General features: G+C 69.1%; 11 protein-coding genes and 1 pseudogene. 6 read left to right on the forward strand and 6 right to left on the reverse strand.

What is annotated here, in order from left to right; translation table 11 throughout:
* Positions 1–87: 87 nt before the first annotated feature.
* Positions 88–1,278, reverse strand: a complete 1,191-nt coding sequence (locus tag FBR43_RS11320; RefSeq protein WP_136943224.1) for an aspartate aminotransferase family protein — start codon at positions 1,276–1,278, stop codon at positions 88–90.
* Positions 1,279–1,428: 150 nt separating this feature from the next.
* Between FBR43_RS11320 and FBR43_RS11325 the strand changes: the two genes are divergently transcribed.
* Entirely contained in the window at positions 1,429–4,275 is a 2,847-nt protein-coding gene (locus tag FBR43_RS11325; protein WP_136943225.1) for a M16 family metallopeptidase, read from the forward strand.
* Positions 4,276–4,369: 94 nt separating this feature from the next.
* Positions 4,370–5,353 (forward strand): cell wall hydrolase, encoded by a 984-nt coding sequence (locus FBR43_RS11330; protein WP_136943226.1) that lies wholly within the window; start codon positions 4,370–4,372, stop codon positions 5,351–5,353.
* 61 nt (positions 5,354–5,414) lie between these two features.
* Here FBR43_RS11330 and FBR43_RS11335 read toward each other — a convergent pair whose 3' ends face one another.
* On the reverse strand, positions 5,415–5,744 hold the full coding sequence (locus FBR43_RS11335; RefSeq protein WP_136943227.1) for a hypothetical protein: 330 nt from the start codon (positions 5,742–5,744) through the stop codon (positions 5,415–5,417).
* A 215-nt stretch (positions 5,745–5,959) separates the two neighbouring features.
* Between FBR43_RS11335 and FBR43_RS11340 the strand changes: the two genes are divergently transcribed.
* On the forward strand, positions 5,960–7,330 hold the full coding sequence (locus FBR43_RS11340; protein ID WP_249276554.1) for an APC family permease: 1,371 nt from the start codon (positions 5,960–5,962) through the stop codon (positions 7,328–7,330).
* Positions 7,327–7,887, forward strand: coding sequence for an SAM-dependent methyltransferase (locus FBR43_RS11345; protein ID WP_136943229.1), 561 nt, complete (start codon positions 7,327–7,329; stop codon positions 7,885–7,887). The genes FBR43_RS11340 and FBR43_RS11345 overlap by 4 nt, the downstream gene beginning before the upstream one ends.
* A 3-nt stretch (positions 7,888–7,890) precedes the next feature.
* Here the strand turns inward: FBR43_RS11345 and recN are convergent, their stop codons facing one another.
* Both recN and FBR43_RS11355 read right to left on the reverse strand, forming a co-directional pair.
* A complete protein-coding gene (recN, locus tag FBR43_RS11350; RefSeq protein WP_136943230.1) occupies positions 7,891–9,552 on the reverse strand; it encodes a DNA repair protein RecN in 1,662 nt (553 codons plus the stop codon).
* Positions 9,553–9,578: 26 nt separating this feature from the next.
* A complete protein-coding gene (locus FBR43_RS11355; RefSeq protein ID WP_136943231.1) occupies positions 9,579–10,388 on the reverse strand; it encodes an outer membrane protein assembly factor BamD in 810 nt (269 codons plus the stop codon).
* Positions 10,389–10,509: 121 nt separating this feature from the next.
* Here FBR43_RS11355 and FBR43_RS11360 point away from each other — a divergent pair, with 121 nt between their 5' ends.
* Together FBR43_RS11360 and FBR43_RS11365 are read left to right on the forward strand one after the other, a co-directional pair.
* Complete coding sequence (locus tag FBR43_RS11360; protein ID WP_136943232.1) at positions 10,510–11,340, forward strand: class I mannose-6-phosphate isomerase; 831 nt, start codon at positions 10,510–10,512, stop codon at positions 11,338–11,340.
* 92 nt (positions 11,341–11,432) lie between these two features.
* A complete protein-coding gene (locus FBR43_RS11365; protein WP_136943233.1) occupies positions 11,433–11,996 on the forward strand; it encodes a hypothetical protein in 564 nt (187 codons plus the stop codon).
* Positions 11,997–12,056: 60 nt separating this feature from the next.
* Here the strand turns inward: FBR43_RS11365 and FBR43_RS11370 are convergent, their stop codons facing one another.
* The gene (locus tag FBR43_RS11370) at positions 12,057–12,275 is read right to left on the reverse strand and encodes a hypothetical protein (RefSeq protein ID WP_136943234.1); all 219 of its coding nucleotides are present in this window, start codon (positions 12,273–12,275) and stop codon (positions 12,057–12,059) included.
* A gap of 38 nt (positions 12,276–12,313) precedes the next feature.
* Positions 12,314–12,901: pseudogene (locus tag FBR43_RS16485) on the reverse strand (SOUL family heme-binding protein).
* Between the last annotated feature and the right edge of the window lie 108 nt (positions 12,902–13,009).

Genomic DNA, 13,009 nt, shown 5'->3' on the forward strand with positions numbered 1-13,009 from the left:
ACGCCCCGCACGCACCGGCTCTTTTGTGGCGATCCCCCTCCACCATGCTTCGCATGGTCCCCCTCCCCGTGCCGGGGAGGATCGGTTTCAATCGTCGGCGGCCGGCACATAGACGCGCGCGGCTTCGGACAGCTTCTCGATCGCTTCGGCGATATGCGCTTCCTCGATTACCAGCGGCGGCAGGATGCGCACGACATTCTCGCCCGCCGCGACCGTCAGCAGCCCGTGATGGTCGCGGCAATGCGCCACGAAGCGGCGGCTGTCGCTCTTGAGCTTGAGGCCCAGCATCAGCCCCATGCCGCGCACGCCCTCGAACAGATGGTCGTGATTGGGGATCATCTGCTCGAGCCCCTGCCGCAGCCGGTCGCCCATCGCCTTCACATGATCGAGAAAGCCCTCGTCGAGCATCACGTCGAGCACCGCGCTCCCCGCTGCCATCGCCAGCGGATTGCCGCCATAGGTGCTGCCGTGCGTGCCGAAGATCATGCCCCGCGCCGCATCGGCGGTGGCAAGGCAGGCGCCCAGCGGAAAGCCGCCACCGATGCCCTTCGCCGCCGCGACGATATCGGGCACCACGCCATATTGCTCGTGCGCGAAGAGCGTGCCGGTGCGGCCATAGCCGCACTGCACCTCGTCGAGCACCAGGAGCAGGCCATGCTCGTCGCATGCCTTGCGGAGGCCTTGCAGGAATTCGGGCGTCGCGGCGCGGATGCCGCCCTCGCCCTGGATCGGCTCGACGAGGAAGCCCGCCGTCTCGCCGTCGATCAGCGCAAGCGCGCTGTCGAGGTCGTTGAAGGTCGCATAGGCGAAGCCGGGCAGCAGCGGCTCGAAGCCGTCGCGCATCTTTTCCTGATTGGTCGCCGAGATCGCACCCAGCGTGCGGCCGTGGAACGCCATGTTGAACGTGATGAGCCTGTGGCGCTCGGGCTGGCCGTTGGCGAAATGATAGCGCCGCGCCGTCTTGATCGCGCATTCCACCGCCTCGGCACCCGAATTGGTGAAGAACACCGTGTCGGCGAAGCTGTTGGCGACGATGCGCTCGGCCAGCGCCTCGCCCTGCGGGCTGCCATAGAGGTTGGAGACGTGCATCAGCGTCGCCGCCTGATCGGCGATCGCACGCGTAAGGTGCGGGTGGCCATGTCCCAGACAGTTGACCGCGATGCCACTGGCGAAATCGAGATAGCGCTCGCCATTCTCGCCGATCAGATAGCATCCCTCGCCGCGCACCGGGCGCACCTCGCACCGCGGATAGACGGGCATGAGCGCGGGCATCGACATCGGCGGAACTCCTGAAACGGGCGGAAACAAACTCCGGGAAATGGCAAAGGGCGGCTCGCAGGCCGCCCCGTGCCGCTTCCTACGCGCGGCGGCGGCGGGGGGTCAAGCACCGCCGATTGACAGGCCCGCCCGCTGCGGCATAGCCATGCGATGCACTCGCTTCGCCGCACCGCCGCCGCCCTCGCGCTCCTCGCGCTTCCCGCTCCTGCGACCATGGCGCAGCAGGCGCCGCCCGCTGCCGCCGGCGTAGCGCCGATCGCCTATACCGAACGGACGCTGGCGAACGGCCTCAGGGTCTATGCCATCCGCGATACCGGCACGCCCAATGTCGCGGTGCAGGTCTGGTACGATGTCGGCGGACGCGACGATCCGCGCGACCGATCGGGCTTCGCGCATCTGTTCGAGCATCTGATGTTCAAGGCGACGCGCAACCTCGCCGACGAGCAGATCGACCGGCTGACCGAGGATGTGGGCGGTACCAACAACGCATCGACCGGCCCCGACTTCACCAACTATTTCGAGGTCGTGCCCGCCAACCATCTCGAGCGCATCCTGTTCGCCGAGGCCGACCGGATGGCGAGCCTCGTCGTCGATCCCAAGGTGTTCGCTTCCGAGCGCGACGTGGTGAAGGAGGAACTGCGCAGCGCCATCGCCGCGCCCTATGGCAAGCTGTTCTCGATCCACCGGCCGATCGCCAGCTATAACGTCGATCCCTATGCCCGCCCGACGATCGGCAGCATTGCCGATCTAGACGCCGCGACGATCGACGAGGTACGCGCCTTCCACGCCACCTATTACCGGCCCGACAATGCCGTGCTGGTGGTGGCGGGCAATTTCGATCCGGCGCAGCTCGACCGGTGGGTGGACCGCTATTTCGGCGCCGTCGCCCGCCCCGCCCGCCCCATCCCCCGCGTAACCGCGCGTGAACCCGAACCGACGCGTGCGCGGGCCTTCACGGTATACGAGCCCAACACGCCGCTACCTGCGGTGATGACCAGCTATCCGCTGCCGCCCGCCTCGCATCCCGATGCCGCAGCGCTGACGATGCTCGACGCCATCCTTTCGGGCGGGCGCAATTCGCGCCTCTATCGCAGCCTCGTCTATCGCGACCGGCTGGCGCAGGATGCATCGAGCTTCCTCGATCTGCGCCGCGGCACCGGCCTGCTCAGCGTCTATGCGATCGCTGCCGGCGGGCGCGAGGGCGCGGAGAACGAAGCCGCGATCGCGCGCGAGGTAGCGGCGCTGCGCGAAACGCCCGTGACCGACGCCGAACTCGCCGAAGCGCGCAACGAATTGCTGACCGACGCGATCGAGGCACGCGAGACTGCCGAGGGCAAGGCGTTCGCGCTGGGCGAAGCGGCACTCGTGCAGGGCGATCCGCGTGCGGCCGATACGCGCATCGCCGCGCTCGCTGCCGTCACCGCCGCCGACGTGCAGCGCGTCGCGCGCCGCTATCTCACGCCCGCGCGCGCCACGACGATCCGCTATGAATCCGCCGAGGCAGCCGGCGGCAAGGCCGGCGACACGATCGCGCTTGCAGCCGGCGTGCAGGCCGCGCCGCTCGCCACGCCGCCGGGCATCCGGCAGCATGCGCGCGCATCCGATGCCGAACACGTGGCCGTGCCCGCGCCCGCCGCGCCGATCGCCACCGCGCTGCCGCAGCCGATCGAACAGCGCCTGCCAAACGGCATGCGGCTGCTGGTGGTCGAACGCCGCGAACTGCCGCTCGTCACGGCGTCGGTGGTGGTCGAGGGCGGCGGCGCGCTCGACGCGGCCGAGCGCGCGGGGCTTGCCAGCATGACCGCCGGACTCCTGACACGCGGCACGACGACGCGCAGCGCCACCGAAATTGCCGAAGCGGTCGAATCGCTTGGCGGCAGCATCGCGAGCGGGGCCGGGTGGGACGGCGCTACGCTCAGCGTGACGGTGAAGTCCGATCAGGTCGACCCCGCGTTCGCGATCCTCGCCGATGTCGCGCGCAACCCCGCCTTTGCCGACGATGAGATCGACCGCGCGCGCACCGAAGCAACAGACGCCGTGGCGTTGCAGCTCGACAATCCGGGTGCACTCGCGCGCCTCGCGGCGCAGCGCGCAGTGTTTGGCGCCAGCCCCTATGGCCACCGGCTGGGCGGCACGCCCGCGAGCTTGAAGGCAATCACGCGCGACGAGATCGCCGCGGCCTATGCCGCGAGCTGGCGGCCCGAGCGCGCCACGCTGATCGTCGCGGGCGACATCGATGCGGCGCGTGCGCGCGCGCTGGCCGAGCAGCTGTTCGGCGACTGGCGCGCTCCCGCCGCGCCCGCCGCCGCCGCACCGGCGATCGCACAGGCGCCGGCCATCGCGCCGCGTGTCATCGTCATCGACCTGCCCGATGCACCGCAGGCCGGCGTCGTCGTCGCGCGGCCCGGCATCGCGCGCGCCGATCCCGATTTCCATGCCGCCAGCGTCGCCAACGCCACGCTCGGCGGCGACTTCAGCTCGCGGCTCAGCCAGGAGATTCGCATCCGTCGTGGGCTGGCCTATGGCGCTGGCAGCCAGCTCGACGCGCGGCGCGGCGTCGGGCCGCTCACCGCAAGCACGCAAACCAAGAACGAAAGCGTGCCCGAGGTGATCGAGATCATCGTCGCCGAGATGCGCAGACTGGGTGCCGAGCCCGTGGCGGCGGCCGAACTCGCATCGCGCAAGGCAGTGCTCACCGGCGGCTTCGGGCGCGCGACCGAGACGGTGAGCGGCCTTGCCGATTCGCTCGGCGGGCATGTGCTCGATGGTGCGGCGATCGGCGAATGGCCGCGTTTCGTTAGCGGTATCGAAGGTGTCGATGCGGCGGCGGTGCAGCGCGCGGCGGCGCGGCTCATCGATCCGACGGCAGCGAGCATCGTCGTCGTCGGCGACGCCGATCGCTTCATCGAGGCGCTGCGTGCCCGCTATCCGCAGGTCGAGCGGATCGACCGCGATGCGCTCGACCTCGACAGCGCGAAGTTGCACCAGGCCCGGTAGGTCAAATCCTGCGTTAACCAAACAGCGTATCTGCCCGGGACAGCACGATTCTTCCCCCTGCCGGCAAGCGGTGAATCGGGGTATTGGCCGCGCGATGCACAGGCTACGCCTTCAAATCCTCGCAGCGGGCGCGACGCTGATCGCGCTGGCGGGCTTCGCCGCACACGCCGCGATCGAGCCGCGCGTACCCTTCGACGTCGCGCGAGAAGCCGCGCCGAACGTGCCTGCTTCGCTCGCCACCGACTTCGACGCCGCGCCGGCACAGGGAACGACGGGCAGTGTTGCCCTGCCGGCGATGCCCGAGGGCTCCGACGCGCCGCTGCCGATGCCGGCGGCGTTCGATCGATCGACGGTGCCCGCCGCACCGCCGTTCCGCCTGCGCGGCAGCTATGTCGACCAGTCGCGCGCGCTCCAGTGCCTGACCACCGCCATCTATTACGAGGCGGCCAGCGAGCCCGAGGACGGTCAGCGCGCCGTCGCGCAGGTGGTGCTCAACCGCGTACGGCACCGCGCCTTTCCCGCGACGGTGTGCGGCGTCGTCTTCCAGGGGTCGGATCGCAAGGGCTGCCAGTTCAGCTTCGCGTGTGACGGAGCGATGGCGCGGCGGCCGATGCAATCGGCATGGAACCGTGCGCAGCGCGTGGCGGCGGCGGCGCTCAACGGCGACGTGTTCGCCCCCGTCGGCTTCGCGACCCATTATCACACCTATGCGGTCACGCCGTCGTGGAACCGCAGCCTGGTGATGACCGGCGTGCACGGCGCGCATTTCTTTCACCGCTGGAAAGGCTGGTGGGGCACCGCAGCGGCTTTTGCCGACCGCCATATGGGCAACGAGCCCTTGCCGGGGCCGCTCGCGCCCGCGCAGCCGCCGGCCGCCGGCACGCCGCCGATCGAGCCGACGGCGCTGCCGCAAGTGACGCTTGCCGCCACCGCCCCGCAGCCGCGCGCGCCCGTACCGCCGGCTGCGGTACAGCCTGCTTATGCCGACGCCGGCACGCCGCTCGCGGTAGCGACCGCCGTGAGCGAAGAAAGCCAGATCCTCGATCGCTGGAAAGACGCGGGCAAGCCGATCCGTTGATCTTCGAGGTCGCTACGCGATGCGCCCCCGCCGGGCTGGATCGGCGGGGGCGCTCGCCGCATCAGCGGCGAACCTGGCGATCGTTCTTCTGGACGCGCACACGCTGCGACAGCAGGTCGAAGCGCCGGTCGAGATCGCGACGCTCAGCCTGGTTGAGTCCGCCGCCGGTGCGGCGATAGCGCGCCTCCAGCCCGGCAAGCTGATTTAACTGCGTGCGCAGCCGTACCGCTTCCGGGCGCGTCAATGCACCATTGCGCATGCCCTGCGTGATCCGCGCCTCAATGCGCGCCTGACGCTGGTTGATGCTCTGCCAATTCTGCGCACTGGCGGTAGCGGGCAGCGCGGCGATCGCGACGGCAAGGCCGGCAAGACCGATCGAAAGCTTCTTCATCTCGTGTCTCCTCGTGGCGACCCGCGGCGGGTCGATGCCCTATCTGGGACCGGCGTGTCGCAAGCCTTTGTCGACAGCAGCGCAGAACTATGTCGAATTGTCGCGATCCGCGTGCAGCGTCGGGGATCGGCCGATCGGAACCCTCGCGCGCCGCTCGCGTTGCATCGCCGGCGGCGAAGCTCCGTAACCAGAAGGGGCGTGATGCCGTACCAGCCTTGACCGATCCGGCCGCGCGTTATCACCAGCCGCTAGGTGCGCCGCGTCGCACGATCGGCAGCTTCGACGTGCTTGCGCTCACCATCGGCATCGTCATCGGCGCCGGCATCTTTCGTACGCCCGCGCTGGTGGCGGGCGCGGCGCCGAGCGAGGCCGCGCTGATCGCGATCTGGGCATTGGGTGGCCTGCTCTCGATCGTCGGCGCGCTCTGCTATGCCGAACTGGCCGCCGCCTTCCCCAATGTGGGCGGCGACTATCATTTTCTTGGCCGCGCCTATGGCGAGCGCGTCGCATTTCTCTACGCCTGGGCGCGCCTTGCGGTGATCCAGACGGGTTCGCTGGCGCTGCTCGCCTATATCTGCGCCGACTATCTCCAGACGATCGTACCGCTGGGTGCGCTTGGCAGCACCTGGTGGGCGGCGGTCGCGGTGATCCTGATATCGGCGATCAACTGGCTGGGCGTACGCGAGGGCGTAGCCGCGCAGCGCTGGCTGACGATCGCCGAAGTCGCCGGCCTGTGCCTGCTCGTCGTCGCGGGCTTCATGGTGGCGCCCGCCGGCGACGTGCCGCGCCCCGTGGGCGACGGCGAGGGTGCGCTGGGGCTGATGCTGGTCTTCGTGCTGCTCACCTATGGCGGCTGGAGCGAAGCGGTGTACGTGTCGGCCGAGATGAAGGACGCGCCGCGCCGGATCGCGCCGATCATGGCGGCGGGGCTCGGCATCGTCACTCTGCTCTATATCCTCGCCAATCTCGCTTTCCTCAACGCGCTGGGGTTGGGCGGCATGGCCGCTGCCGATGCCGTCGCCGCCGAGGTAGCGCGCCTTGCCTTCGGCGATGCCGGTGCGGCGATCATCGCGTTGGCTGTCGCGATCGCAGCGCTCACCTCGGCCAATGCGACCGCAATCACCGGCGCACGCACGACCTGCGCGATCGGCCGGCGCTTTCCAGCACTCGGCTGGCTCGGCCGCTGGGATGAACGCCGCGACACGCCGGGTAACGCGCTGATCGCGCAAGGCATCGTCGCACTCTTGCTGGTCGGCGCAGGCGCCTTCGCGCTCGACGGCTTCCGGCTGATCGTCGACTATACCGCGCCGGTATTCTGGCTGTTCCTGCTGCTGGTGGGCATCGCGCTGTTCGTGCTGCGCATCCGCCTGCCCGATCTCGATCGTCCCTATCGCGTACCGCTCTATCCCGTTCTGCCGGCAATCTTCTGCGCCACCACTGCCTATCTGCTCTGGTCGAGCCTAGCCTATACCGGCTGGGGCGCGCTTGCGGGATGCGGCGTGCTTGCGGTGGGCGGCGTGCTGCTGCTGTTCCTCAAACCCCTGCCCGACGATCCCGACCACCCACTGGAGGAGATGTTGCGATGAAATTGCTGCTAGCCGCCACCGCCGCGCTGATGGGCGCGACCAGCCTGGGCGCCGCGCGGCCGCAGACCGCGCCAGCGCCGCAGACGCCCACGCTGCGCACGCCCGACGTGATCTTCGTTCCCACCCCGCCCGAAGTCGTCGATGCGATGCTCGACATCGCCGAGGTGAAAGATGGCGACGTGCTCTACGATCTCGGCTCGGGCGACGGGCGCATCCCCATCGCCGCGGTCAAGCGCGCCAAGGTCAAGGCCACCGGCATCGACATCGACCCCGAGCGCATCGCCGAGGCGAAGGCGAATGCGCAACAGCAGGGCGTCGCCGATCGCGTGACCTTCAGGAATGCCGACCTGTTCGCCGAGGACTTCTCCGACGCCACGGTCATCACGCTCTATCTGCTCGAATCGCTAAACGAGAAGCTCAAGCCCAAACTGCTGGCGCTGAAGCCCGGTACGCGCATCGTCAGCCACGCCTTCACCATGGGCGACTGGGAGCCCGAGGAGACGCGCGAGATTGATGGCCGCCGCATCTATTTCTGGCGGGTGCCCGCGCGCGACTGAAGGCTACGCTGCCAGCAGCCGCTCGGCCTGCGCGCGTGCCTCGGGCGTCACTTCGGCGCCGGAGAGCATCCGCGCGATCTCCTCGCGGCGCTCACCGGCGTCTAGCGCCGCGACGCCGGTGCGCGTCACCACCCCATCATGCCGCTTGGCGATGCGGTAATGGCGTGCGCCGCGCGCCGCCACCTGCGGGCTGTGCGTGACGACGAGCACCTGCTTGGCGCCGGCAAGCCGCGCCAGCCGCTCGCCGATCGCGCTCGCCACCGCGCCGCCGACGCCGCGATCGATCTCGTCGAACACCATCGTCCCCGCCCCGCCCTCATCGGCGAGCGCGACCTTGAGCGCGAGGATGAAGCGCGAGAGCTCGCCGCCGCTGGCGATCTTGACGAGCGGTGCGAACGGCGCGCCGGGGTTGGTCGATACCTCGAACTCCACACGGTCGCGCCCGGCTGCACCCCATTGGGCCTCGTCGAGCGGCGCGACGACGGTACGCAGCCGCGCCGCATCGAGCTTGAGCGGGCTCAGCTCGGCCGCCACCGCCTTGTCGAGCCGGGCAGCCGCAGCACTGCGTGCTGCAGACAGCTCGGCGGCAGCCTCGGCATAGGCACCGGCGGTGCGTGCCGTCTCAGCCTCAAGCGCGGCGATCCCGGCTTCGCCCCCCGTCAACAGCGCAAGCCGCGACGACAGCTCGTCGGCAAGCGCCGCCAAATCATCGGGCTGGACGCGATGCTTGCGTGCCAGCGCGCGCAGGTCGAACAACCGCGCTTCGTCGGCCTCGAGCGCGGCAGGATCATAGGCCAGCGCCTCGGCCGCGACATCGACCTGATCCTGCGCGGCGCCCGCCTCGACAATCGCGCGGTCGATCGCGGCCAGCGCTTCGCCGAGTGCCGCGTGATCGTCTGCAACGCGATCGAGGATGCGCGCCGCCTGCCGCAATCGCGACAGCGCGCCATCCGATCCGTCGAGCAGTTCGGCTATGCCTGCCATCTCGCCCGCCAGCCGTTCGCCGCGCTGCATCGTCGCGCGTCGCTCGGCGAGCACGGCCTCCTCGCCGGGCTCGGGCGCGAACGCCGCGAGTTCGGCCACCGCATGTTCGAGCCACTCACGGTCGCGCTCGGCATCCTGCTGCTCCGCACGCGCGGCTTCCAGTCGCGCTTGCGCAGCACGCCATGTACGATGCGCATCGGCGACGGCTGTGATGTCCAGCCGGCCGAACCCGTCGAGCAGGTCACGATGCCCGCGTGGGTTCAGCAGACCGCGATCGTCATGCTGGCCGTGGATTTCGACCAGATGCGGCGCGAGTTCACGCAGCAGCCCGGCCGACACCGCCGCGTCGTTGACGAAGGCGCGGCTGCCGCCATCGGCCTTGACGATGCGGCGCAGGATCAGCGGCTCGCCCGTTTCTACCTCGAGCGCATTGTCGGCGAGCAGCGCTGCCAGTGCGCCGGCGGAAGCGGGACCGTCGAAACTGGCGGTGACGACGGCCTGCTGCGCGCCATGCCGCACCAGCCCGCTGTCGCCACGTGCGCCAAGCACCAGCCCTAGCGCGTCGAGCAGGATCGACTTGCCGGCACCCGTCTCGCCGGTCAGCACGCCGAGCCCGGCGGTGAAATCGAGGTCGAGCGCCTCGATCAGCACCACGTCACGGATCGAGAGCGCCGTCAGCATGGCCGCGCCGCGCGCGCCATCGGCGCTCAACTGGTCGTGGCTTGCGCGGTCTGCGCGGGCATCGGCGGGTTCTCGTTCACCAGCTCGTAGGCACGTTCATACCATTCGGTGCCGGGATAGTTGGCGCCGAGTACCGCGGCCGACTTCTTCGCTTCTTCGCGCAGACCGAGATTGAGATAGGCCTCGACGAGGCGCATCAGCGCTTCGGGCGCATGCGTCGTCGTCTGATATTCCTCGATGACCTTGCGATAGCGCATCGATGCCGACAGCCATTGACCGCGCCGGCCGTAGAAGCGGCCGATCTCCATGTCCTTGCCCGCCAGATGGTCGCGCACCAGGTCCATCTTCAGCCGCGCGTCGGCGGCATAGCGCGTCTCGGGATAGCGCCGCGCAAGTTCGCCCAGCGCGTCCATCGCCTGGCTGGTGATGCGCTGGTCGCGCGTCACGTCGGTGATCTGCTCGTAATAGCCGAGCGCGATCAGATAATAGGCATAGGGCGCATCGCGATTGCCCGGATGCACCGCGAGGAAGCGCTGCGCCGACTGGATTGATTCGGCATAGTCCTTGTTCAGATAATAGCTGAACGAGCCCATCAGCTGCGCGCGGCGCGCCCAGATCGAATAGGGATGCTGGCGCTCGACCTCGTCGAACAGCGCGGCTGCCTGCTTGTACTGCCCGCGATCGAGCCGTGTCTTGGCCGCGGTGTAGAGCGTGCCGACGTCGCGCGCGACATAGGGGGTATCGACCTGGGCCGAATTGTTCGCGCAACCGGCAAGGCCGGCGGCGCCGAGCAGCGCCGCGCCGAACGCGAGCGGGCGGGACATGGGGATACGCATCGCGCCTCTCTACCCGAGCGAACGGGGGGCGAACAATCGCTTTTTGCAGTTGGCCGGGCACGATGCGCGCGATGGCGCGTTTGCGCGGCATCCAACCCTTTTCCCGATGCGGAGATGCCCCTTGCCCGCCACCAAGCTTGCCATGCACCGTGTCGAGAAGCCTTGGGGCCGCCACACGCTGTGGCCCGGCTTTGCCGATCCGACGCCCGATGGCGAGCCGATCGGCGAGATCTGGTATCAGCAGCCCGGCGACACGACGCCCGATCTGCTGGTCAAATATCTGTTCACCAGCGAGAAGCTGTCGGTGCAGGTCCACCCCAATGACGAGCAGGCGCAGGCGCGCGGGCTGCCGCGCGGCAAGGACGAATGCTGGCTGATCCTCGATGCCGAACCCGATTCAACGATCGCGCTCGGCACGCGTGAGCCCGTTGACCGCGAGAAGCTGCGTGCCGCCGCGCTCGACGGATCGATCGTCGATCTGCTCGACTGGAAGCCGGTGAAGGCGGGCGACTTCTTCTATTCGGGCTCGAACACCATCCACGCCATCGGCGCCGGCATCACGCTGATCGAGGTGCAGCAGAACTCCGAGACGACCTACCGCCTGTTCGATTACGGCCGCCCGCGCGAACTGCACCTCGACGACGGCATCGCGGTGAGCGATCCGGTGCCGTACCAGCCTCATCCTCTTCCCGGCCAAGTCGCGCCGGGGCGCACGATATTGGTCGAGGGGCCGAAATTCGTGCTCGAACGCTGGCAGGGCGGCGACCGGCATGTCGAGGTGCCCGGCGGCGGCAATGGCTGGCTGGTGCCCGTGCGAGGATCGGGCGAGGCCGACGGCGTCGGGTGGCAGGCCGGCGACTGCATCGTGATCGACGGCGAAGCGATACTCACCGCGTCCGACGACGCCGATCTCCTGTTCGCCTATCCGGGAGAAACGCGCGCCGATGTCTGACACTGCCATGAACGTGAAGTAGTTTGCAGTTCACGCAACCGCGTGCCCGCATCGTCGTTCTGTCCGGGTCCTCAACGACGAAGGATTTGGTGATGCGTACTACCGTTCTTGCAGCACTTGCCGCTGCCGTTGCGCTGCCCGCCGTACCGGCCATGGCGCAGACGCCGGGTCAGGCGAACCGCGAATATAATCGCGAGGTCCGCGAAGCCCAGCGCGAGTACGACCGCGACCTGCGTCGCGCCGATTCGCGCCGCGACGTGCGCGAGGCGCGCCGCGAATATCGCGAGGATGTGCGCGACGCGCGGCAGGACCGCCGCGAGGATCTGCGCGATTGGCGCCGCTATCGCGATTACGACTATAACCGCCTGCCGCCGGGCCAGCAGCGTTATTATGCCGATAATTTCTATCGCGACGGCCGCTATTATCAGCCGCGCCGGCTGGGCCGCAACGATCGCATCTATGTCGGTCAGAACGGGCGCTATTACTGCCGCCGCAACGACGGGACGACGGGCCTCATCATCGGCGGGCTTGCCGGCGGCGTGCTGGGCAACGTGCTGGCGCCGGGCGGATCGGGCCTGATCGGCACGCTGATCGGCGCGGGCGGTGGCGGCCTGCTCGGCCGGTCGATCGATCGCGGCCAGGTACAGTGCCGCTGATCTGACGGCTTGATGCCAACCCAAGCGGCCCGGCGAGCGATCGCCGGGCCGTTTTGCGTATCAGAAGATGCCGCCGCCCAGGAACAGGCGGAAGCCCGCGAACACCATCAGGATGAGGTTGAAGTTGCGCCCGCTAGTGCGGTCGGACAGTGCGCCGAGCCCCGCGCCCAAGAGCAGGAACAGCAGCACGATCCACAACGACCAGCCCAGAAGCGGGATGGTGCCGATAATGAGGAAGGGGATGGTCGAAAGACCGACAAGGATCGACAGGATGTTCATGGCTTCTCCGTGCTAGCAATGTAATACACCGCCTGTCGTCACGCAAGCGGGAGCCAAAGCTCGTTGCGGCGTAGCGGTGCGGGTATGAACGGGGCGTCGTAATAGGCATGTTCGGCAGCGCCCGCCGCGCGGTGCCCGTTGGCGTCGAGCCAGCCTCGCAGCTCGGCTTCGCGTGCCGCGAGCATCGCATCGTCGGGCGCGCCCGGAAACCGGATCGCCGCGATCCGCCGCGCCGGCAGCGTCTCGATCGCGATGCCGTGCTCGGGTGCGGGCAGCGTCTAGGCGCTTTCGCCACGCGGTATGAAGAAGCGCGTGCGCCACCCCGCCTCGCCCGCACCGTCGGACAGCACCGGCGCGGTCATCGCGATCCGCTCGCCCATGCGCGACCGTGCGAAGATATAGTCGGCCAGCCGCTCGAACCCCTTCGACAGCGCGGTCTGGCGCAGTCCCGACTGCACCGTCTGCGCCACCAGCGCGGCGGGATAGTCGCGCACCTCGACCGCGCCGTCGCGCTGGATGAGCGTGTGGCGCGGCTGCTCGCTGCGATTGAACCACCAGGCGGCGACGCCCGCCGCCGCCACTGCCGCCACGGCGCCACCGCCGATCCACCGCGCCCGCTTGTCCATCTGCCGCTCCCGTCGTTGCGCAATCCGAACGAGAGCCGCGCAACGCGGTTCCGCCCGGAAGGCCCGCGTTGACGGACAATTTACCGTGATGCGCCAAGCAGCTTCGTC

Origin of the sequence: Sphingomonas baiyangensis (assembly GCF_005144715.1) — a bacterium.
Classification (GTDB): Bacteria; Pseudomonadota; Alphaproteobacteria; order Sphingomonadales; family Sphingomonadaceae; genus Sphingomonas; species Sphingomonas baiyangensis.